The following is a 21,574-nucleotide window of genomic DNA, read 5'->3' as shown; positions in this document are numbered from 1 at the left end:
TCCTCGCTCGACAGGGTTGGCTCGGCCGCCGACTCGACGCCACGTGCGGCGGACCGGAAGCGCTCTGCTGAACGGAGTCGATCATGATCCGCTGTTCGGTTCAGCCCTGTTCGGCCGATTAGGCCAAGACGCACGCTTGTCCCAACTGATCTGTACGAGAGGTTGATCCGCTCTGATCGATATGACTGCTCGCCTCCTGTAGGAACGCCCAGTCGTCGGCCTGTGGCCGCCGTTCCGTCGGTCGCGGCCGGGCGGGAGGCCCGAGGGCCGTCGTTGCTCTGGGGTGCGGTGGCGGAGGGCGCGGGTCGGCGTCGGACGATCGACGAGCAGCGCCACGCCCGCTGCTCCTTCCGGCGCCCGACGCGCGCGCAGCGTCTCGCCAGGATCGGCGTAGCCGCGATCAGCCTCGGCGAACACCGGAGTGCCTGGCGAAGGCCGACGGCCGCCGGGTAGCGACCCGGAGGCGCTGACCGACCCGATGGCCACGGGCAGGACGGGCGCTCAGAACGGTGGTGGTTCATCGTCGGTTGCCGTGGTGGGGCGGGGTTCGGTGAGTGGTGGTGGGTCGACTCGGTAGGTGTGGCCGCTGGGTGTGGTCCAGACGATCGACCCGTCGACGTATTGGGTGACGCTCCACCCGGGGTAGCCCTTCAGTCGGTGGTGTGGCCGGCATTTGGGTCCGAGGTTGGCGGCTGAGGTGGGGCCTTGGTTGTTGGTGGGGTTGTAGGGCTGGTTGTGGTCGAGGTCGCACAGGTGTGCGGGTACGCGGCAGCCGGGGTGTTGGCAGTGCTGGTGGCGGGCGATGAGGTGTTCGGTCAGGTGTGGTGGTGGTCGGTAGCGGGTGGTGCCGTAGTCGAGCAGGGCGCCACTGAGGGGGTCGGTGACCAGTCGGCGCCAGACGCTGTCGGGATCGGCGGCGAGTTCTCGGGCGTGTTCGGCGGGGATGGGGCCATAGCCGGCGAGTTCGCCGGGTTCGTTGCTGGTTCCACGCAGGGTGTCGAACGGGACGGTGACCCGGATCTGCACCGACACCTTGTTGGTCACCGCGGGCACCCCGCCGTCGGGTGCGACTCCGGGTAGCCGCTCCGATCCCGGTATCGGCGAGCCCGACTCGGTGATCGGGAGGCTGTCGTCCAGGGAGCTGGCCGGGGTTGTGGGGGTGGTGTCGGTTGGGGTGTGGGCAGCGGTTGTCTGGGTGTCAGCTGCCCCGACGCCACTCCGCTTGGTTTCGGTGGGCCCGAGGGCAGATGTGGGAGTGGTCGACGCGGTGCTCGTCGCGGTGGCGGGCTGTGGAACAGCGCCGGCGGTGGTCGTGGTTGCGGCTGCTGTCGTGGTCTCGGGTGTGGCTGCGCGGGTCCTGGCGGCGGTCGAGGTGGCATGGCGGGAGTGGGCTGTGCCCGGGATGGAGCCGCTCGCGACGGTCGCGGCAGGGATCGGGGTCGTTGCCGGGGTTGCGTCGGAGTCCGTCCCGCTCTGCGAGCCTGGTCGCGGGGTGTCGGCGCTCTTCGCCGCCACCTGTTGGCTGGCGTTGCTGCAGAATCCGGTCTCGCGCAGCACCAGATCGACCAGGGCGTCGGCGCGTCGGGCGGCCATCGGTCGTTCGTCGGTGCTGCCGCAGCCGCGGGCGTGTTGATCCAGTACGGCGAAGGTGCCCACCGCCTCGGCCGCGGGCAGGGTCGCGGAGAGGGTGGCCATGCCGTCGCGTTCCGGGTAGAGCACCACCCCGCGTTCGCGGCGTTTGCGTTCCCGCCGCCGCAGCGCAGCCTCGGAGTCGACGCGCAGGACGGCGCGTCGGACCGCGGCGCGCAGTTGGCCGTTGGTCTGCTCCGGGGCTCGCGGCAGCACCTTTTGTTCGACCGCTGCCGCCGCGGCGGGGTCGAGGTCGGCGCAGCCGTCGGTGATGATCCGCGCCTTGGTCAGGGTGATGGCCCCGGCGTGCAGGGCGGCGAACGTGGCCGGGAACTCGTCGACCAACTGTCGGGCCTCACCGACTCGCCACGCGGCGCCACCCGGGGAGAGCCGCAGCATCAAGGCGACCTCGGCGTGCGCGGACTCCACCGCCTGCACCTGGTTCAGCCCCAGCGGAGGAGCGGTTTCGGCGGTGGCGACGAACTGGGTGATCTCCTCGTACTGGCGTGCTTGGGCCCAGGCGATGATCTTCTCCCAGCCCCCGATCCGTTCCAGCAGTTCGAACCGATCGGAGGTCGGCTCGGCCTGGGCCAGGAGCATGGTCATGATTCCGTCGGGGGTGTACCCGGACCAGGACAGCGGTGTGGTCTGCGGGTCGGGCGCAGTCTCCACACCACTATTTTCGAACATGCGTTCGAGTCTAGTCGCGGGCACCGACAATTCCCTCCCGCCGTGCCATCGACGGGCCAGTCGGGCGGACGGTTGGCGAGACCGGTCGATGCGACTGGAGCCGAGGCGCTGCCGTGGCGCAGTTCGATGTCGACCAGGAACGGGTTGTTGTCCGCTGCTTGCGCGAGTGGGATCCGTCGCCAGTCGCCCCGCGCATGCCTCCCCGCTCCGAGTGGACCGGGCGACCGTCGGTCGACGGAGGCGGCTGGACGCCCGACCTGCCGGCCGCTCGCTGATGTCGACCGGCTCGAGCGTGACCCCGCGATTTTCGGCATCCGCGACCGGTCAGCCGCGGCACGGTCTGCGGGCTATTCCGTCTGCGCGGTGCCGAGCCACGCGCACGGCGCTGCCCCAGCTCGTGCTCGCCGCGCTCGGCCCAGACCCATCATCAGCCGGAGTGGACCTGACGCTGCGGCCCGGTCGGCCCGTGACGTGTCGGTGCCGTGCGAGCATGGATTGATGGATGCCGCTCGGCAGCAGCCGTCAGACTCCCGCAAGGACCCCGTGGACGAGCTGAGAGAAGCAGCGGAGACCCTGCGTGGGTTCGTGCCGCAGTTTCGTGACGGCCGCCCGGTGAGCGAGTTCGTTCCGCTCGCGATCGGGAAGCTGATCGACGCAGTGGCCGACTCGATCGCGAGGGGGGACGACGTGCGCGACGCGATCAGCGGGAGCGCGTTGGAGATCGCCCGCCACCTGCACTACTTCCCCTCGGGGCCCTCCGAGCCCTCCGACAAGCCTTAGGGCGTCAGCTCGGTGAAGCCGGTGTAGGGAACCAACGCGTCCGGGATGCGGACGGAGCCGTCGGCCCGCTGCCCCTGCTCGAGGATCGCGACGAGCGTGCGGCCGACCGGCAGGCCCGAGCCGTTGAGCGTGGCCGCGAAGCCCCGTGCCCCATCCTTGGCCTTCGTGCGGATGCCGGCCCGGCGCGCCTGGAACGTGCCGAAGTCCGAGACCGACGAGATCTCCCGGTACTTCTGCTGCCCGGGCAGCCACACCTCGATGTCGTAGGTGAACTCGGCGGAGAAGCCGATGTCGCCAGCCGCCAGCTTGACCACGCGGTAGGCCAGCCCGAGCCCCTGCATCGCCGCCTCGGCGTGCGAGAGGAGCACCTCCAGCTCGTCGTGCGAGCGCTCGGCCTCGACGATCCGCACCAGCTCGACCTTCGAGAACTCGTGCAGCCGGATGAGTCCGCGGGTGTCGCGGCCGTAGGAGCCTGCCTCCGAGCGAAAGCACGGGGTGTGTGCGGTGTAGGCCAGCGGGAGGTCCTCGACGGCGAGGGTCTCCTTGGCGTGCAGGTTGGTGAGCGGCACCTCGGCGGTGGGGATGAGGTACAGCTCGCGGTCGGCCACGCCGGTCTTGAACAAGTCCTGCTCGAACTTCGGCAATTGGCCCGTTCCCGTCATCGTGACGCGATTGACGAGGGTGGGCACCGACCACTCGAGGTAGCCGTGTCGTTCGGTGTGCAGGTCGAGCAGGTAGCGGGCGATCGCGCGCTCCAGCGCCGCGCCCTTGCCGCGGAGAATCGCGAACCGCGGGCCGGCGAGCTTCGTGGCCCGCGGCAGGTCGAGGATGCCGAGCTTCTCGCCAAGGTCGACGTGGTCGAGCGGGGTGAAGTCGAGCGTCGGCGGCTCACCCCAGGTGCGGACCATCTCGGCGTCCTCGTCGGACGCGCCGTCGGGTAGGTCGTCGCTGGGCAGGTTGGGCACGCCGAGCAGGAAGTCCTGCAGTTCCGCCTCCAGCTCGCGGTGCTCGTCCTCGGCAGCCGAGACGATGCCTTTCAGCTCCCGGGCACGGCTGACGAGTGCGTCGCGCTCCTGCGGGTCGCCTCCGCGCCCGGCGCTCTTCACCGCAGAAGCGACGCGCTTGGACTCCGCCCGTGCCTCGTCGCCGCGCTGGATGGCGGAGTTGCGCCGCGACAGCAACTTCTCGAGGGACGTGACGTCCAGGGCGAAGCCACGCCGTGCGAGCTTGCGGACGGCGTCGGTGGAGGGATCGAGCAGGACTCGCGGGTCATGCATCACCCGAGGGTATCGCCGGGCGCGACCGCATTCCGGAGCGCCTCCTCTACTGGAGGTGGCGGTGCCCCTGGTGATCGCAGCAGGATATGCGCCGTGTCACAGAGCAGTGGCACGTGATGCAGACGAAAGGTCCCTGCCGTGTCCGCTGCCGCCCCCGCTGTCCCCTCGTATGCCTCCGGCACGTCCGACGTGCCCCTGCTCGGCGACACCATCGGCGACAACCTCGACCGCACGGCCTCCACCTACCCGGACGGGGAGGCACTGGTGGAGGTGCCGACCGGGCGGAGGTGGACCTACACGCAGCTGCGGGACGACGTCGACGTGGTGGCGATGGGCCTGCTCGCGGCGGGCCTGGGGAAGGGCGATCGCGTCGGGATCTGGGCTCCCAACGTCGCCGAGTGGACGCTCATCCAGTACGCCACGGCGAAGATCGGCGTCGTTCTCGTCAACATCAACCCGGCCTACCGCACCCACGAGCTCGAGTTCGTGCTCAAGCAGGCCGGTGTGTCGGTGCTGGTGGCAGCCGTCAGCTTCAAGACCTCCGACTACGCCGGGATGATCGAGCAGGTCCGGCCGGACTGCCCCGAGCTGCGCCAGGTGATCCTCATCGGCACCCCGGACTGGGACGAGCTGGTGGCGGCAGGCCGGGCGGGTGACCGGGCCGAGCTGGCGCGGCGGCAGAGCGAGCTCAGCCCGGACGACCCGATCAACATCCAGTACACCTCGGGCACCACGGGCTTCCCGAAGGGCGCAACGCTCAGCCACCACAACATCCTCAACAACGGCTACTTCGTGGGACGGCTCTGCGGCTACACGTCCGCGGACCGGGTGTGCATCCCGGTGCCCTTCTACCACTGCTTCGGCATGGTGATGGGCAACCTCGGCTGCACCACGAACGGCGCCACGATGGTGATCCCCGGTCCGGGGTTCGACCCGAAGGCCACGCTCACGGCCGTGGCGCAGGAGCGGTGCACGTCGCTCTACGGGGTGCCGACGATGTTCATCGCGGAGCTCAACGACCCCGGCTTCGGGAGCTACGACCTGTCCTCGCTGCGCACCGGGATCATGGCCGGATCGCCGTGTCCCGTGGAGGTGATGAAGCAGGTCGTGGACCGGATGGGCATGACCGAGGTGACGATCTGCTACGGAATGACCGAGACGTCGCCGGTGTCGATGCAGACCCGGGCCGACGACTCGCTGGAGCGCCGGGTCTCCACGGTGGGCCGGGTGCACCCGCACGTCGAGATCAAGATCGTCGACCCTGAGACGGGCCTGACCCTTCCGCGAGGGGAGCCCGGCGAGCTCTGCACCCGTGGCTACTCGGTGATGCTCGGGTACTGGAACGAGCCGGAGAAGACGGCGGACGCGATCGACCGGGCCCGCTGGATGCACACCGGTGATCTAGGCGTGATGGACGCCGACGGCTACGTCAACATCACCGGGCGAATCAAGGACATGGTCATCAGGGGTGGGGAGAACATCTATCCCCGGGAGATCGAGGAGTTCCTCTACACCCACCCCGACGTGCTCGATGCGCAGGTCGTCGGGGTGCCGGACGCGAAGTACGGTGAGGAGCTGTGTGCCTGGGTGACGATTCGGGAGGGCGCCGCCGAGCTCACCGCCGAGGCGGTCCGGGAGTTCGCCACCGGCAAGCTCGCGCACTACAAGATCCCGCGTTACGTGCTGGTCGTCGACGGGTTCCCGATGACCGTCACGGGCAAGGTCCGCAAGGTCGAGATGCGCGAGAAGAGCGTGGAGTTGCTCGATCTCGGTGACGTGGCCGCCACTCATCACGCGTAAGTGCAGGGCTGCTCCCGTTCGACGGCTGCGTAAAGGGGTGCTTGCGGTCTAGGGTGGTCGCACGCGTCCCGGTGTCGCTCGACGGGCCAGACATAGCGACGGCCCAGGCATCAGGGGCGCGTTCGTCGTGCTGTCCACCGAGGTACTGCGCGGCGCAGGGTCGATCGAGGAACGGGTGAGCAGGGTGCCGACCGGCAGGGTCAAGTGGTACGACTCCGAGAAGGGGTTCGGGTTCCTAGCTCAGGACGGCGGTGAGGACGTCTACGTCCGAAAGGCTGCGCTGCCGGCCGGGGTGCAGGCGCTGAAAGCAGGGCAGCGCGTCGAGTTCGGCATGGCGGAAGGCCGCCGCGGACCGCAGGCGTTGTCCGTGCGGCTCGTCGATACGCCGCCGTCCGTCGTGGAAGCCACCCGGCGGCCCGCCGAGGATCTGCACAGCCTCATCGAGGACATGATCCGGCTGCTGGAGACCAAGGTGCAGCCCGACCTGCGCCGCGGCCGCTACCCGGACCGCAAGACGGCCAAGCTCGCTGCCGAGGTGGTGCGCGCCGTCGCGCGGGATCTCGACGGCTCCTAGGAGCGCGCTGAACAACTCGGCCCTACTGCGCGGCGCCCAGGCGCGCCCTCGCGGCGTTGTCGTCGGGCCCGATACAACAGCGGTATCGGCCCCTCCTCCGCCTCGCGATCGCCCGGGTGCGGGTGTCCCGCAAGGACACTGCACCTGGATCACCGCTCGCTACGGGCGGAGTTGTTCAGCACCCTCCCAGCCGCGTCACCCGGTCGTGTTGAGCACCCAGCTCGCGCGGATCGGGAACTCGATCTCCCCGGTCTCCGGGTCGCTCTGCGGCGGTGGTCCGTACTGCTGCACCTGAGCGGTGACGAGCCGGTCGTTCGGCGCCGGTAGCTCGAGCGTGTAGTCCTTCTGCGCGTTCGGGGCGAACACTGGGCTGCGGCCGTCGGTCTGCGTCCCGCCCGGGTCGCGGTAGGTGAACACCACCTGCCACGGCGTCTCGGAGATCTCCTGCGGCACCGTCACCTTGAGCGCGGTGCCCACCGGCACGGCGAGCCGCACGGGAGCACCTGGGTCGCCCTTGCAGTCGGTGAGCTTGATGTCGCAGTACTGGGTGGGTCGCGCGACGGCGGTGTCCTGCCCGGCCGCGAACGTCACCTCGGGCGGAGCCGCGCTTCCGCATCCGGCCAGCACGAGTGCTGCGACCGGAAGCGGGAGAAGACGGCCCAGGTGACGAAGACGGCGTGGCACCGGTCCACCCTACGGTCGGCCGGTCAGCGCACCGCCCGGGCCGGTGGGGGCGCCGCGGAGCGCACCCGGTGGCCGAGGATCGGCAGCAGGCTGCCGCCGCGGCTCACGAGTGCCGTCTGCACGCCCGCCAGCGCGACGACGGCCGCGACCACCGCGAACCCGATCCAGAACGTGGTGTGCGGCAGCAGCACGCCCAGCGCGCCGCCGAACACCCACGCCAGCTGCAGCACCGTCTCGGAGCGACCGAACGCCGACGCGCGCGACTCCTCGGGAAGGTCGCGCTGGATCACGGCGTCGAGGCTGACCTTGGCGATCGCGCTTGCCGTGGCCCCGACGAGCCCGACGAGGGCCGCTGTGAGGATGCCGGGGAACACGGCGGCCACCACGGCCACGGTGACGGCGGCCGCGATGCAGGTGAGGATCGTGCGATCCGACCGGCCGAACTGGCGACGGGAGCCGACCGCGTTGCCCAGGAAGGATCCCGCCCCTGCCGCGGCGCCGACGATGCCGATCAGGAACAGCTGCCGGGCCGGGTCGGACTCTGTCTGGCCCTTCACCACGAACGCGACGAACAGCGTGAGGAACCCGGTGAGCACGCGGACCGCGCCGTTGCCCCAGAGCGAGACCACCACCGGCCGGCCCATGGGGCTGCGCTTGCCGCGCCTGGTGGTGCGCAACGTGGCCGGCACCTCGCCGGCCGTGGACTCCACCCACCGCGGGATCCGCAGGCACAGCACGGTGCCGACGACCGACAGTGCAGCCGTGTAGAACAGCGCGCCCGGTGATCCGGAGAACGACGCCACTCCGGCCGCTCCGGCGCCGAAGACACCGCCCGCGACCAGCCCGAACGTCGTGAGGCGTGAGTTGGTGGTGACCAGCGTGATGGTGGGTGGCAGGACCCTCGGCGTGACCGCCGCCTTCAGCACCGAGTACGACTTGCTGAGCACGAGCATGCCGAGCGCGGCCGGATACAGCAGCCAGGTGTCGTAGGAGAACGCCATCACCACCGCGAGCACGGCCCGGCCGGCGAACGAGACGGCCAGCGCGGCGCGGCGCCCCCGCTGCAGCCGGTCGAGCAGCGGCCCGATCACCGGCGCGACCACGGCGAACGGGGCCACCGTGATCACCAGGTAGAGCGCGACGTTGGCCTTGCTCTCCGCGGTGGCCGCGGCGAAGAACAGCGTGTTGGCCAGGGCGACCGCCACGGCGGCGTCCACCGCGTAGGTCATCATCGTGGCGTAGGTCAGTGCGGTGAGCCCGGAGCGATCGGCGCCGTCGGCGGTGGCGGCCCGCTGGAACGCCCGGATCCCGCTCTGGGTCAGCTGCCGGCCGCGCAGCGCCGCCACCCGCGTGACGGTGAGCTTGCGTGGCATCCGCGGCGTGGGCGGCTCGTCCTGGCCCTCGGGGCCGGGAGCAGGCGGCGGGTCCGTGTCCGCGCGTGGCACGTCGTCGGGGACATCGGCTGCAGAACGCCGACCGGGCTCAGGGGGTGGCGGCCACGACGGGGGCGGGGTGCGGCGGTGGGCTGCCGGGTCGTAGTCCGGGTCGTCGTGCCAGGGGTAACGCCTTCGCGGCTCGTACGGCGACCGCTCGGACGTGGAGGACGGCGTGCGGGTGGCCGGCTCCGTCTCCAGAGGGAGGGTGCGATGTGGGGTGGCGGGCGGCGCGACCTTCGCGGCGCGCTCGCCGTCGACCGTGACCCACGTCCGGCGGCCGCCCCGCCGGTTGCGGCGGGGTGGGAAGGATTCGGAGCGGGGCACGTGGTCATTCTGACGCATCGGCGGCCTCTTCGCGGACCTTCGCCGCGCACCCGAAAGGTGCGCTCGCAAGGCACCGGATCAGGCGAATCGCGGTCGGGACGGGAGCGGGCGGCCAGCGGGTGCAGGTGGGTGCGCGGGGGTCAGGCCGGGACGAAACGGACGCGGAACATCGACGGCCAGTTCTTGCCGGTGATCAGGTACTCCCCGTCACCGACCGCGGCGATCCCGTTCAGGACGTCGGCGTTGGCGCGCTGGGCCGGGTTCAACAGGCCGGCTGCGTCGACGACCGCCGTGACGTGCCCGGTGGCCGGATCGATGCGCACGATCCGGTCGGTCTGCCACACGTTGGCCCACACCTGCCCGTCCGTGCACTCGAGCTCGTTGAGCTCGGTGACCGGTTGCCCGTTGAGTGTGACGGCGACCGAGCCCATGTCGGCGAACGTGGTGGGGTCCTGGAAGTGCAGCTGGTCGCTGCCATCGCTGCGCACGAGCCTGCTCCCGTCGTGGCACAGCCCCCAGCCCTCGTCCGCCAGCGGCAGCCTGCGCAGCAGGGTGAAGTTCGTCCGGTCCCACTCCAGCACCACGTTGTCGCGCCACGTGAGCTGCCAGATTCGGTCGCCGACGACCGTGATGCCCTCTCCGAAGAGCCTCTCCGGCAGCGGGACGGACCGGCGCACGGCGCCGGTGGCCGGGTCCACCTCACGCAGCTGGGACTTCCCGGCGAGTCCCGTGCCCTCGTACAGGCCGCCGTCCGCGATCTCGAACCCTTGCGTGAACGCGGTGGAATCGTGCGGCAGCACGGCCAGCACCTCCGGCCGCAGGGCGGATGCTCCGGCGTCGGGGGGCGCAGCAGGGGAGGCGGCACCGCACCCGGCGAGCATGAGTACCAGTGCCCCGGCGAGTGCATGCCCGAAGGTCATGGCGTGGAGGGTGGCACAATCCCTTCGGTGAACGCTGTACCGACCCTCGACCCGCCTGTCCGGCTCGTGGCTGCGGTGGAGCAGGCCCGGTCCGCTGCCATCGACGAGGCTGCCCTCGACGTGGGCGCCACTGCCGCTCCCGGCCTGGTCGGCGAGCACCTCGAGGCCGTGTCGGAGGGACCTGGCGGCGTCACCCACTACTTCGACGCCACCTACGGCGGTTACCGCGGCTGGCGATGGTCGGTCACCCTGGCCACCGGCGGCGACGACACGCCGATCACGGTGAGCGAGGTCGTCCTGCTGCCCGGCCCCGATGCGCTCATCGCACCTGCCTGGGTGCCGTGGGGCCAGCGCGTCCAGCCCGGCGACCTCGGCGTCGGCGACCTGCTGCCCGCCCCGGAGGGCGACGAGCGGCTCGTTCCCGGATATCTCGCCTCCGCCGACCCCGCCGTCGAGGAAGTCATGGTGGAGGTCGGCCTCGGCCGCCCGAAGGTGCTGTCGCACCGGGGCCGCGAGCTCGCTGCGCAGCGGTGGTTCGAGGGCCCGCACGGCCCGGCATCGGACATGGCCCGCGCTGCCCCCGGCCGTTGCGGGACCTGCGGGTTCTTCCTGCCGATCGCCGGCTCGATGCGGGGCGCGTTCGGGGTGTGCGGCAACGAGTACGGCCCGGCCGACGGAGCCGTCGTCGCCGTCGCCTTCGGGTGCGGGGCCCACTCCGACGTACAGGTGGAGCCGGTCTCACCGGTGGCCGTCGCCGAGCTCGTGTACGACGACGGGGTCGACCTGGAGCCGGTCGAGAAGGGGTGAGCGCACCCAGCGTCGGCGCTGCGAGCGTCGTCATGGATCCCTTCGGTACGGCCGCACTGCGCGCCGCGGTGCTCGATTCCTGGGCGGGGTCGCCCACTCGTTTCCGCGAGGACGCCAACGCCGAGGAGGACCTGCGTCTCGGCGGCTACGCCGATGCGTGGTTCGTCGAACTCGCCCAGAACGCCGCCGACGCGGCCCGGGCCGCCGGGCAGCGCGGGCGCCTGCGCGTCCAGGCCGTCGACGGCGAGCTGTGGGTGGCCAACACCGGCGTACCGCTGGACGCGGCCGGAGTAGCGGCGCTGGCCTCTCTGCGGGCATCCGCCAAGCGCGACGACCCCGGTTCCGTCGGCCGATTCGGGGTCGGGTTCGCCGGGGTGCTGGCAGTGTCCGACGCGCCGCGGGTGGTGAGCACCGCAGGAGCGGTGGCGTTCTCCGCGAGGCGCACCGCCGAGGCGGTCGCAGCGCTCCCCGGCCCGGCGGCCGAACTGGCCCGCCGTGACGAGCCACCCGTGCTGCGACTGGTGTGGCCCGTCGACGAGCAGCCGACCGCCGGGTTCGACACCGAGGTGCGGTTGCCGGCGCGTCCCGGCGTGGACCTGCACGCGCTGCTCGCCCAGGCCCGCGCGGGCGCCCCCGACCTGCTGCTCGCCCTGCCCGACATCGTCGAGATCGCCGTCGGGGACGAGGTCCTGACCAGGGTCGACGGACCGGGGCCCGGCGAGGTGTCGATCGGCGGGCGGCGGTGGTTGCTCGCTCGTCGGGACGGCACCCACGCCGCAGACGATGCGCAGACACAGGCCACGGAGGAGCGGTCGCGCCGTGACTGGACGGCCTGCTGGGCGTTGCCGCTCACGGCCGACGGCAGTCCCGACCCCCTCGCCGAGGGCGTCCTGCACGCTCCGACCGCCGCCGCCGAACGGCTCGCGCTGCCCGCGCGGCTGATCGCCACCGTCCCGCTGGAGCCCGACCGCCGCAGGGTCCGTCCGGGGCCTGCCACCGACCGGGTGCTGGCCGGCGCGGCGCAGGCCTACCTCGACCTCGTGCGTGCGGTCTCTCCTCTCCAGCGGCTCGCACTCGTGCCCGAGCCCGGATTCCCGCGTTCCGAGCTCGACGGGCGCCTGCGTCAGCTGCTCCTCGACGCGTTGCGCACCGCGGCCTGGCTCCCCGCCGCCACCGGCGCCGAGCTCGTGCCCGGCCGTGCGGAGTGGCTCGACCTGCCCGGCGCCGATCTTCCGGGCGCGCCACTGCCCGGCCTGCTCGCCGAGGCCGGGTTCCACCGGCTGCTGGCTCCTATGGCCACCACGGCGGGCCCCGCCGCGCTTGCCGAGCTGGGTGTGCACCGGCTGACCGCGGCCGAACTGGTCACCCGGCTGTTCGGCGTCGAACGTCCGGCCGCGTGGTGGCGCACTCTCTACGCCGAGCTGGCACCGATCGCCGACACGGTTCCGGGCCTCGTCGACGAGCTGCGTGCGCTCCCCGTCCCGCTGGCCGACGGCCGCGTTGCCGCAGGCCCGGCCACGGTGCTCCTGCCGCCCGAGGACGGCACCGATGCCGCGCGGGCGGTGCAGCACATCGCGGCCCTCGCCCTGCCCGGCCTGCACGTGGCCGACCCCGCGGCGGTGCACCCGCTGCTCAGCCGCCTCGGTGCCACCGTCGCCGACCCCGCCGGACTGCTCGAACACCCCGCGCTGACCGAGGCCGTGGAGCGGTCCGTGGACGACGCCGAGGCCGGCCTCGACACCGGCCCGCTCGCCGAGGCGGTGCTGGAGCTCGTGGCCGAGCTCGGGAGCGCGCCCGCAGGCCTGGCGGCAATGGCGCTGCCGGATCGCGAGGGGCGCCCCGCCCGTGCCGACGAGCTGATGCTGCCCGACGCCGCGCTGCGTCCCCTGCTGGCCGCTGACGTCCCGCTCGACGTGCTGGACGAGGGCCTCGCCACGCGGGTGCCGCGGTCGGCGCTCACGGCTGTCGGCGTCGTCGACGGGTTCGCGGTGGTCACCGACGAGGAGCCGGTTTCTCCCGACCACGACCTCGACGACGAGGAACGCTGGTGGGATTCCCTCGATGCGCCGCCCACGCGGCTCGTCGCGGTGCGCGACCTCGACCTCGTCGCCGACGACGCCTGGCCTGCCGCGCTCGCTCTGCTCGGAGCCGTCCGGGAGACGCGGGCCGCAGTGATGGCACCTGGCTCCTACACCGCGTGGTGGCTGGGCAGGCACGCCCGGCTCGGCGGCCGCCGCCCCGGCCACTGGCGCCTGCCCACAGCGGAGGCACTGGCGGCGCTCTACGACCCGCCACCCACACCCGACGACGCCCCCGGCGTGCTCGACGACGAGGCCCTTCTCGCCGCCATCGGGGTGCGTGCCGACCTCGCGATCACCGACACCGCGGTGGCCGCCGACCTGTTGGCCCGGCTGGTCGATCCGGACCGCCACCCCGACGTCGCGCTCGTGGCGGACGCGCACGAGGCGCTGGCGGAGGCTGTCGCCGTGGGACGCGTCCGTTCCGCCGACCTCGACATGCCGGAGCAGGTCAGAGCGCTCGACGGCAGCGTCGCGGACGTCGACGTCGCCATGGTGCTCGACGCGCCGTGGCTCGCGGCGGTGCTCCCGGCGGGTGAGCTCGTCACGGGCGGCGACCCGGTGGCGTTGGCCGAGCTGCTGGACCTCCCGGCCGCTTCCGAGATCGTCGCCGCCGACGTGGAAGGGCCCGGACGCACGGTGCGCTGGGCGGAGATCAGTGACGTCGTCGTGGCGTGCCACACGCTCGGGGTGCCGGTGCCCCCGGGTGAGCTCGCGCTCCACGACGAGCTGTGGGTGGTGGTGCGACGCCCGGTGAGCGGCCGCTTCAAGGTGCTGAGCTGGCGTGACGCGTCGGGACGGTGGCATGCGGCAGACCCGCTGCGGGCCCTGCTCGGTCTGCTCACAGAGGACGAAGCCGTCGGGTGACCGCCGCGGCCGCGTGCTACACAGGAGCCCGTGACCTCCGCCAGTGACGGTGCGGCGCGCCGACCCCGCCGGGTGTGCCTGCTGTCTGTGCACACTTCGCCCCTGGAACAGCCGGGCACCGGCGACGCCGGCGGCATGAACGTCTACATCGTGGAGACCGCCCGTCGGATGGCTGCCCGCGGTGTTGACGTCGAGATCTTCACCCGCGCGACCTCGTCGGAGAACCCACCGGTGGTGGAGCTGACACCAGGTGTGCTGGTCCGGCACGTGGTCGCCGGGCCGTTCGAGGGGCTCGGCAAGCACGAACTGCCGAGCCAGCTCTGCGCCTTCACAGCGGGCGTGCTGCGCACGGAGGCCCGCCACGAGCCCGGCTACTACGACATCGTGCACTCGCACTACTGGCTTTCCGGACAGGCAGGCTGGCTCGCGAGGGACCGCTGGGGAGTCCCGCTCGTGCACAGCGCCCACACGCTGGCACGCGTGAAGAACGCGGCGCTCGCCGATGGCGACCCGCCGGAGCCCAAGGTCCGGGTGATCGGCGAGGACCAGGTGGTCGCCGAGGCCGACCGCCTCATCGCCAACACCGACGAAGAGGCGCGCCAGCTCGTGGAGCTCTATGGCGCCGACCCTCACCGCACCGCCACCGTCGCGCCCGGTGTGGACCTTGCCCGCTTCACCCCCGGCGACCGTGGGGCGTCCCGCCAGGCGCTCGGCCTCGCCCCGGACGCCGTGGTGCTCGCGTTCGTCGGCCGCATCCAGCCGCTCAAGGCTCCCGACGTGCTGCTGCGCGCAGCGGCCGAGATGCTCCGCCGCGACCCCGGGTTGCGGCCACGGCTCGTCGTGCTGGTCGCGGGCGGCCCATCCGGCAGCGGCCTGGCCGAGCCCACGGCGCTGCAGGAGCTGGGCTCCTCCCTCGGGATCACCGACGTGTTGCGGTTCCTGCCTCCCCAGACGAGGCAGAACCTGGTGGACGTCTACCGGGCTGCCGACGTCGTCGCCGTACCGAGCCACAACGAGTCGTTCGGGTTGGTGGCACTGGAGGCCCAGGCCTGTGGCACGCCGGTGGTCGCGGCGGCGGTCGGCGGGCTGTCGGTGGCCGTGGCTCACGACCGGTCCGGCCTGCTCGTGCCGGGGCACCGGGCGGAGCAGTGGGCCGACGCTCTCGGCGCGGTGATCAGCTCTCCGGGTCGCCGTGACGAGCTGGGCAGCGGTGCCGTGCAGCACGCACACAAGTTCTCCTGGGAACGCACGGCCGACGCGCTGCTCGCCACCTACGCCGAGGCGGCCGCCGAGTACGCGGAACGCCAGGGGCTGGTGGTGCGCTCGACGATCCCGGCGGGATGATCGGTCCGTGAGCACGGAGGACGTGGCGGCTGTCGAGGAGCGGGTGGCGGCCGCGCTGGCCGAGTTGGAGGCCGACCACCATCGGCGCGGCGCGGGGCAGTTCCTCGTGACGCTGCCTGGCACCAACCGGCTTCAGACGCACTGCTGGCTGCTGGTCCGTGAGCACTCGCTGTTCGTGCAGGCCTTCGTGTGCCGGCAGCCCGACGAGGACCACGACGCCGTCTACCGGTTCCTGCTGCAGCGCAACGCCCGGCTCTACGGCGTGCACTACGCGCTGGATCGGGTCGGCGACATCCATCTGATCGGACGGCTCTCCCTGCACGCCGTCACGACCGCCGAGCTCGACCGCGTGCTCGGTCAGGTGCTGGAGGCCGCCGACGGCGACTTCAACACCTTGCTCGAACTCGGCTTCGCGTCCTCGATCCGTCGCGAGCACGCCTGGCGGCAGGAGCGGGGCGAGAGCCTCGCCAACCTGAAAGCCTTCGAGCATCTCTTCGACTGACGCGTTTGCCGTTCTTGCAAGATCTCTTGTCATCCGGCGGTGTCAGGCTCGACAGTCGACCCTTCGCAGAAGGGAACATCGATGGACGAACGCTTCACCGCTCCGTTCTGGGACGAGCGCTACAGCTCGGCCACCCGCATCTGGAGTGGTCGGCCGAACCCGCAGCTCGTGGCCGAGGTCGCCGGCCTGCCGCCCGGCACCGCCCTCGACGCCGGCTGCGGCGAGGGCGCCGACGCCACCTGGCTCGCGCAGCAGGGATGGCGCGTGACCGGGGTGGACGTCTCCGCCGTCGCCCTCGCACGGGCGGCAGCCCATACCGATCCGGCGATCGCCGACCGGATCACCTGGCAGCAGGTCGACCTGCTTTCCGGCTGGGCTCCCGAACCGCTGGCCCACGACCTGGTCAACTCCCAGTTCATGCACTTCCCCAGCGCCGTACGCGACAAGGTGTTCGCCGGCCTCGCCGCGGCGGTCGCCCCCGGCGGCAGCCTGCTCGTCGTCGGGCACCATCCCTCCGATCTCGAGACGACCGCCCGGCGGCCGCCGGACCCGGACCTGTTGTTCACGGCGGAGGAGCTCGCGGCGGCCCTGGACCCCGCCCAGTGGGACGTCCTCGTCGCCGAGGCCAGGCCACGCCTGGCCGACGACCCGGACGGCCGGGAGATCACCGTCCACGACGCGGTCCTGCGGGCTCGCAGGCATCCCTGAGCCAGGTCGGCATCCGGGTCGTCCCAGCGGTCGTGACGCGATCGTGACCAGCCCCGACCAACCGTGATCCACGCCGTCACCGTCCTTCCCCCGACACCCCGGGCTCGCCGGGGCGAGGAGGCGGTGACGGTGGCTCGGTGGGGCAGACGCAAGACGGTGGTGGCCGCGGTGGCGGTGGTCGGAGTGCTTGCGGTCGGCACCGGTGTGGTGCTCGTCGGCTTCTCGACGGGAGGTAGCTCGCCGGGAGTCGCGACCGTGGCCCCTGCGCACCCCAGCTCCGGGCCGGCGGTGAAGGGCGTCGTCCCCATGGACGGCGGGGCCGGGGCGTACTCGGAACGTGCGGCCGGGAACGATGCGCGCTCGGTCGCGCCTCAGGCAGTGGTTCCGGACAAGGCGGCCGGCGTCTCGGTCGGCACCGTGCAGCCGCAACTGGTGCGCACGGCCCAGATCTCCGTCGAGGTGAAGGATCCGACGGCGTCGTCGCGGCAGGTACGGACCGCAGCCGCCGGCGTGAACGGCTTCGTCACCGAGGAGCAGTCGAGTGACACCGGTGGCCTGCTGGTGCTCCGCGTGCCGGCCGACGCGCTCGATCGCCTCATCGACGACATCGCGGCCGTCGGGCGGGTGGTGGGGCGCAGCAGCCAGGTGCTCGACGCCACCGAGGAGGTCGTCGACCTCGACGCGCGGGTAACGAGCCAGCAGGCCAGCGTCGCTCGGGTGCGGGCGTTGCTCGCGGAAGCCCACTCGATCGGTGACGTGGTGGCGATCGAGTCGGAACTGGCGCGCCGGGAGGCCGACCTCGACTCGCTGACGAGCCGCCTCGACGCCCTGCGCGACCGGGTGGCGCTGTCGACGTTGACCGTCGATCTGCGGTCTCCGGGAGCCCCGCCGGTGGGCGACCAGCCCCCGCCGGGGTTCCGGGACGGTCTGGTGGCGGGCTGGGACGGGCTGCGTGCAGCAGGCACCGCTGCGGCCGCCGTGATCGGGTTTCTCTTGCCGTTCCTGCCGGTGGTAGCCATGCTGGGCGGGATCATCTGGCTGGCCAGGCGTGTTGTCCGGGCTCGGAGGGCACCGGCATCCGCAAGTGCGGGTGGGCGGAGCGGCCCGGGATCTGAGGGGGAGTCATGAACTCGGGCCACTCCGCTTACACCACCGCATCAACCGCACGATCGGGGGCACCGCACGGTTGTGGGTTCCGGTCACGGCGAGGGGACGCCGCGCCCGGCTCGGTGCCAGCGAGTGGGGCTCACCGGACCGACGACGATCACGATGTCAGTGATCCATGACCAGAACAACACTTTCGTGTTACCCCATTCGGGTGTTTCGGTCGCGGAGCCCGTGACCTCGCGTTCGTCTTAGAGTTGGCGTCGCCCGATCTGTGCGCCGTTTGGTGGAACCGGCAGTGCTGACAGTCGCAAGGGAGTCCCGAAAAATGCCTCTCCGTAGTCCCTACCCGGATGTCGAGGTCCCCGAGGTCTCGCTCTTCGACTTCCTTTTCCGTAACTTCGGCGAACGGGCTGATGCCGCGGCGCTGGTGGACGGCGGGTCCGGGGCGACCGTCACCTTCTCCGAGCTGGAACGGATGGTCCTGAAGATCGCCGCGGGGCTCGCGGAGCGCGGCATCGGCGCGGGTGATGTGGTGGGCATGTTCGCCCCGAACACGCCGCTCTACCCCGCGGTGTTCCACGGCGTGCTGCGCGCCAACGCCATCGTCACCAGCGCCAACTCGCTCTACACGCCGGGCGAGCTCGCGCACCAGCTGATCGACTCCGGCGCCAAGCTGCTGTTCACGGTCTCGCCGTTCCTCGACCGGGCCGCAGCGGCGGTGGCCCAGGCCGGGCTGCCTCCGGAGTCGATCATCCTGCTGGACGGGCAGGTGGACGGCCATGCGTCGCTCGGCGACCTCCTGGCGAGCGAGGCGGAGGCGCCGGCACAGACGGTGGGCGCGGAGGACACCGCAGTGCTGCCCTACTCGTCGGGTACCACCGGGCGCGCCAAGGGCGTGATACTCACGCATCGCAATCTGGTTGCGAACCTGCTGCAGATCGAGCGCATGGGAAAGGTCTCCCCGGAGACCAGGATCCTGGCCGTCTTGCCGTTCTTCCACATCTACGGCATGACCGTGATGATGAACCAGGGTCTGCACAAGCAGTGCACCGTGGTCACGATGGCGAAATTCGACCTGTCGGAATTCCTTCGTGTCATCGCGGAGTACCGGGTCAATCGCGTCTACATCGCTCCTCCAGTGGCTGTCGCACTCGCCAAGCACCCGATGGTCGACGACTACGACCTGTCCTGCATCGACATCATCATCTCGGGTGCCGCCCCGCTCGACGCCGAACTCGGCCACGCGGTCGCCGCCCGCCTCGGCTGCACCGTGCTGCAGGGCTACGGGATGACGGAGCTGTCACCGGTCAGCCACGCCATGCCCGACGACCGCACGGACATTGACCTCAACAGCTCCGGCTTCGCCCTTCCCAACATCGAGTGCAAGCTCGTCGACCCGGACACCGGCCGGGAGGTGGGCCCCGGCGAGCGGGGCGAGCTGTGGGTCAAGGGCCCGAACGTGATGAGCGGCTACCTCAACAACCCCGAGGCCACCGCGATCACGTTGGACGACGAGGGCTACCTGCACACCGGGGACGTCGCCACGGTCACCGAGGAGGGCGTGTTCTCGATCGTCGACAGGGTCAAGGAGCTGATCAAGTACAAGGGCTACCAGGTGCCGCCCGCCGAACTCGAGGCGTTGCTGCTGACGCACGACGAGATCGCCGACGCGGCGGTCATCGGGGTGCGGGACGCCGAGGGCGAGGAAGTGCCGAAGGCGTTCGTCGTCCGGCAGGCGTCCGGGGCGGATCTCACCGCCGAGGACGTCATGACCTTCGTCGCGGAGCGCATCGCGCCGCACAAGAAGGTGCGCGTGGTGGAGTTCATCGACGAGATCCCGAAGTCCGCCTCGGGCAAGATCCTTCGCAAGGACCTGCGCGCCCGGGAGGCCCAGGCGAGCTGAGTGGAGAAGCCGGTGTGCGGCCCTGACGAGCGCAGAGGCGGGGCGAGCCAGGGCGATCTACGGCGCCCATCAGACTGGTCCAGGACGCTCAGGTCATCCCTCCACAGCGGACGGTGGGTGCGGAACGTCGGGGCCCTGGGCTGTGCTGCAGCAGCCGCTTGTGGTGGCGCGCGCTGTTCGAGGTGACAAAGGGAGCTCCATGAGGGCGGCGCTGAACCCGGAGAAGTCCTTCCGGCCCACCTCGGTGAACCCGTAGCCCCGATAGATCGCCTTGAGTGTCTCGTTGTCAGCCGAACAATCCAGCCGGAAGTACTCGGCTCCCGCATCGAGACCCATGCCTCGGGCAGCATCGAGCATCACCCGCCCCAGGCCTCTGCGGCTGTGCTCGGACCCAACCATGAGCCCGTGGACATACACCGCCTTGCCCGGGGTGTCGGTCCAGAACTCCTCATCGGACCAGATCACGCGCATCGCTGCGAGAAGCTCGGCGGCAGGTGGGGCGAGCACCCACCACTGTTCGCCTCGCACCTGCGTGGTGACGTGATCGATGCTGACCATGCCGATCGGCCACTGCCGGATACCGCGGGTAGCCAACCAAACCTCGCGCGCACGACGCATGGAGAAGATTGCTCCGACGTCAGCCTCGGTGGCGAGGCGCACGGGAAGTGACATGTCGTGACCGTATGGCCTCTGATCGGGAGTGCCCGTGCGCGCCCCCTCGGCCGATCATGCACGCCGGCTCGGCTCGCCCGCTCCTGCCTTCGGCCCACGTGTGACCGGCGGATCCAGCTACCCGGTCCTACCCCGCATAGCGACGTAGTGACCACAAGCCGCGCTTCGGGGCGTCCGCATTCCCCGCCGCGAGATCGAGAGTGGCTATTCCGTCTCCACCGGGCCCCAGCGCTCGCACGACGGGCGGGTGAGTCCTCCAGACCACGAGCAGGCGTCCGTGTCTCGGGGCCGGCTTCAGCTCTCCACGGCCGAGATCGACCACCGCGACCTCGCGGGCCACACGTAGTTCCGCATAGCTGACGAATTGCGGCCGATCAGGCAGGTACGACCCGGAAGCGAGTGCCGTGCTGCCCCCACCTGTCGAGGTCAACGCGCCGAGCATGTCAGCGGCAGGCGGTCGGTCGGCCAGGCCGTCCTCGTCGTCGTTGTGGCCCCCGCCGCCCAGACGGCTCCATTCCCCGTTCTGAAAGGCGAGCGTGTGAATCTCGTGCCAGAACGTACCGTGCCCACGGCGGACGAACCAGGTAGCCGCCGCGTAGCCGTGGACGTCGTAGGCCACCGCAGCGAAGCGGCGCCGCCTGCTCAACCGGATCGGGTCGGCGTCGAGCCCTGACTCGATCAGGCGGACGCTCTCGACTGAGGCGTCGTAGGCCATGACACGGACCCTAGCTGCTCAGACTGGCTCCGATCGTGTTGACGACCTGATCGGTCGGAGGGGTCCGGAACGAGGTCCGTCAGGGCTCTTGGGCGAGTGAGCGGATGATGTCGTAACCGCGGTCGCCCACACATGGGGTACGGAGCAGGAGTGTTGTCGTTCGGACTCGTCGCACGGGCCGCGGGCATGTTCGCGGTGACCAACATCGACGACATCCTGATCCTCGCGCTGTTCTTCGCCCAGGTCCGGCACCGTCCGCGGGGAGTGGCGATCGTGGTGCTGGGCCAGTACGTCGGATTCGCGGCCATCCTCGCGGCTGCAGTCATCGGTGCCCTTGGTGCTGGTCTCCTCCCGGAATCGGTGCTCCCGTACCTCGGTCTGCTGCCGATGATCTTGGGTATCCGGGCGGGGTGGAAGGCGTGGCGAGAACGTCACGACGCCGCCGACGGGGACTCACCGGTGGGCGAGCGCAGCGACGTCGGCATTCTGACCGTCGCCGCCGTCACGCTGGCCAACGGTGGCGACAACATCGGTGTCTACGTCCCCGTGTTCGCCAACTCGGGCACCAGCGCCATGGTCGTCTACCTCGTGGTGTTCCTGGCGCTGGTCGCTGTCTGGTGTGCCGCTGGGCGGTTCTTCGCCACGCGGCCGCCCGTCGCCCGTGCGCTCGCTCGGTGGGGCCATGTCCTGCTGCCGGTCGTCCTGATCGCCATCGGCATGCTGATCCTGATCGAAGGCGGAGCGTTCGGCCTGTAGA

At 71.2% G+C, this 21,574-nt stretch carries 18 protein-coding genes; 11 read left to right on the top strand and 7 right to left on the bottom strand.

The window, feature by feature from the left end; all coding sequences use genetic code 11:
• Positions 1-501 precede the first annotated feature (501 nt).
• Entirely contained in the window at positions 502-2,319 is a 1,818-nt protein-coding gene (locus ACQPZQ_RS42075) for a DUF222 domain-containing protein (protein WP_433290054.1), read from the bottom strand.
• A 543-nt stretch (positions 2,320-2,862) separates the two neighbouring features.
• Here ACQPZQ_RS42075 and ACQPZQ_RS42070 point away from each other — a divergent pair.
• The gene (locus ACQPZQ_RS42070; protein ID WP_433290053.1) at positions 2,863-3,099 is read left to right on the top strand and encodes a hypothetical protein; all 237 of its coding nucleotides are present in this window, start codon (positions 2,863-2,865) and stop codon (positions 3,097-3,099) included.
• On the opposite strand, the gene serS is transcribed toward ACQPZQ_RS42070, so the two are convergent.
• Positions 3,096-4,376 (bottom strand): serine--tRNA ligase, encoded by a 1,281-nt coding sequence (gene serS / locus ACQPZQ_RS42065; RefSeq protein ID WP_433290052.1) that lies wholly within the window; start codon positions 4,374-4,376, stop codon positions 3,096-3,098. The two genes, ACQPZQ_RS42070 and serS, sit on opposite strands and share 4 nt — an antisense overlap.
• A gap of 138 nt (positions 4,377-4,514) precedes the next feature.
• Here serS and ACQPZQ_RS42060 point away from each other — a divergent pair, with 138 nt between their 5' ends.
• Positions 4,515-6,176 (top strand): AMP-binding protein, encoded by a 1,662-nt coding sequence (locus ACQPZQ_RS42060; protein WP_433290051.1) that lies wholly within the window; start codon positions 4,515-4,517, stop codon positions 6,174-6,176.
• 184 nt (positions 6,177-6,360) lie between these two features.
• Positions 6,361-6,750, top strand: a complete 390-nt coding sequence (locus ACQPZQ_RS42055; RefSeq protein WP_433299647.1) for a cold-shock protein — start codon at positions 6,361-6,363, stop codon at positions 6,748-6,750.
• A 195-nt stretch (positions 6,751-6,945) separates the two neighbouring features.
• On the opposite strand, the gene ACQPZQ_RS42050 is transcribed toward ACQPZQ_RS42055, so the two are convergent.
• The 3 genes from ACQPZQ_RS42050 to ACQPZQ_RS42040 form a co-directional block, all read right to left on the bottom strand.
• Positions 6,946-7,434, bottom strand: coding sequence for a DUF2771 family protein (locus ACQPZQ_RS42050; protein WP_433290050.1), 489 nt, complete (start codon positions 7,432-7,434; stop codon positions 6,946-6,948).
• A gap of 23 nt (positions 7,435-7,457) precedes the next feature.
• Positions 7,458-9,212 carry an MFS transporter gene (locus ACQPZQ_RS42045; protein ID WP_433290049.1) on the bottom strand — a complete coding sequence of 585 codons (1,755 nt, stop codon included), beginning with the start codon at positions 9,210-9,212 and terminating at the stop codon, positions 7,458-7,460.
• A gap of 122 nt (positions 9,213-9,334) precedes the next feature.
• Positions 9,335-10,114, bottom strand: a complete 780-nt coding sequence (locus ACQPZQ_RS42040; RefSeq protein ID WP_433290048.1) for a glutaminyl-peptide cyclotransferase — start codon at positions 10,112-10,114, stop codon at positions 9,335-9,337.
• A 27-nt stretch (positions 10,115-10,141) separates the two neighbouring features.
• On the opposite strand from ACQPZQ_RS42040, the gene ACQPZQ_RS42035 reads away from it, so the two are divergent.
• From ACQPZQ_RS42035 to ACQPZQ_RS42005, 7 genes are all read left to right on the top strand, one after another.
• Positions 10,142-10,921, top strand: a complete 780-nt coding sequence (locus ACQPZQ_RS42035; protein ID WP_433290047.1) for a DUF3027 domain-containing protein — start codon at positions 10,142-10,144, stop codon at positions 10,919-10,921.
• Positions 10,918-13,866, top strand: coding sequence for a sacsin N-terminal ATP-binding-like domain-containing protein (locus tag ACQPZQ_RS42030; RefSeq protein WP_433290046.1), 2,949 nt, complete (start codon positions 10,918-10,920; stop codon positions 13,864-13,866). Before ACQPZQ_RS42035 ends, ACQPZQ_RS42030 begins: the two co-directional genes overlap by 4 nt.
• 30 nt (positions 13,867-13,896) lie before the next feature.
• Complete coding sequence (gene mshA, locus ACQPZQ_RS42025; protein ID WP_433290045.1) at positions 13,897-15,210, top strand: D-inositol-3-phosphate glycosyltransferase; 1,314 nt, start codon at positions 13,897-13,899, stop codon at positions 15,208-15,210.
• A gap of 43 nt (positions 15,211-15,253) precedes the next feature.
• Positions 15,254-15,712: a YbjN domain-containing protein gene (locus tag ACQPZQ_RS42020; protein WP_379658906.1), complete on the top strand. Its 459-nt coding sequence runs from the start codon at positions 15,254-15,256 to the stop codon at positions 15,710-15,712.
• Positions 15,713-15,793: 81 nt separating this feature from the next.
• Positions 15,794-16,420, top strand: coding sequence for a class I SAM-dependent methyltransferase (locus tag ACQPZQ_RS42015; protein ID WP_433290044.1), 627 nt, complete (start codon positions 15,794-15,796; stop codon positions 16,418-16,420).
• A 123-nt stretch (positions 16,421-16,543) separates the two neighbouring features.
• Positions 16,544-17,548, top strand: coding sequence for a DUF4349 domain-containing protein (locus ACQPZQ_RS42010; protein WP_433290043.1), 1,005 nt, complete (start codon positions 16,544-16,546; stop codon positions 17,546-17,548).
• A gap of 304 nt (positions 17,549-17,852) precedes the next feature.
• Positions 17,853-19,430 (top strand): AMP-binding protein, encoded by a 1,578-nt coding sequence (locus ACQPZQ_RS42005; RefSeq protein ID WP_433290042.1) that lies wholly within the window; start codon positions 17,853-17,855, stop codon positions 19,428-19,430.
• Between the two features lie 93 nt (positions 19,431-19,523).
• Here ACQPZQ_RS42005 and ACQPZQ_RS42000 read toward each other — a convergent pair whose 3' ends face one another.
• Positions 19,524-20,102 carry a GNAT family N-acetyltransferase gene (locus tag ACQPZQ_RS42000; RefSeq protein WP_433290041.1) on the bottom strand — a complete coding sequence of 193 codons (579 nt, stop codon included), beginning with the start codon at positions 20,100-20,102 and terminating at the stop codon, positions 19,524-19,526.
• Between the two features lie 127 nt (positions 20,103-20,229).
• Complete coding sequence (locus ACQPZQ_RS41995; protein WP_433290040.1) at positions 20,230-20,817, bottom strand: hypothetical protein; 588 nt, start codon at positions 20,815-20,817, stop codon at positions 20,230-20,232.
• 153 nt (positions 20,818-20,970) lie between these two features.
• Here ACQPZQ_RS41995 and ACQPZQ_RS41990 point away from each other — a divergent pair, with 153 nt between their 5' ends.
• Positions 20,971-21,573, top strand: a complete 603-nt coding sequence (locus tag ACQPZQ_RS41990; RefSeq protein WP_433299645.1) for a cadmium resistance transporter — start codon at positions 20,971-20,973, stop codon at positions 21,571-21,573.
• Position 21,574 lies beyond the last annotated feature (1 nt).

Origin of the sequence: Pseudonocardia sp. CA-142604, assembly GCF_050948475.1 — a bacterium.
Taxonomy (GTDB): Bacteria; Actinomycetota; Actinomycetes; order Mycobacteriales; family Pseudonocardiaceae; genus Pseudonocardia; species Pseudonocardia alaniniphila.
The sequence above is the reverse complement of the archived record's forward strand: the minus strand, read 5'-3'. Positions and strand labels throughout refer to the sequence as shown.

Coding starts and splice junctions, on each gene's coding strand:
- ACQPZQ_RS42040 (WP_433290048.1), bottom strand. CDS start 10,114: ATGACCTTCGGGCATGCACTCGCCGGGGCACTGGTACTCATGCTCGCC.
- ACQPZQ_RS42000 (WP_433290041.1), bottom strand. CDS start 20,102: ATGTCACTTCCCGTGCGCCTCGCCACCGAGGCTGACGTCGGAGCAATC.
- ACQPZQ_RS41995 (WP_433290040.1), bottom strand. CDS start 20,817: ATGGCCTACGACGCCTCAGTCGAGAGCGTCCGCCTGATCGAGTCAGGG.
- ACQPZQ_RS42015 (WP_433290044.1), top strand. CDS start 15,794: ATGGACGAACGCTTCACCGCTCCGTTCTGGGACGAGCGCTACAGCTCG.
- serS (WP_433290052.1), bottom strand. CDS start 4,376: ATGCATGACCCGCGAGTCCTGCTCGATCCCTCCACCGACGCCGTCCGC.
- ACQPZQ_RS42005 (WP_433290042.1), top strand. CDS start 17,853: ATGCCTCTCCGTAGTCCCTACCCGGATGTCGAGGTCCCCGAGGTCTCG.
- ACQPZQ_RS42045 (WP_433290049.1), bottom strand. CDS start 9,212: ATGCGTCAGAATGACCACGTGCCCCGCTCCGAATCCTTCCCACCCCGC.
- ACQPZQ_RS42075 (WP_433290054.1), bottom strand. CDS start 2,319: ATGTTCGAAAATAGTGGTGTGGAGACTGCGCCCGACCCGCAGACCACA.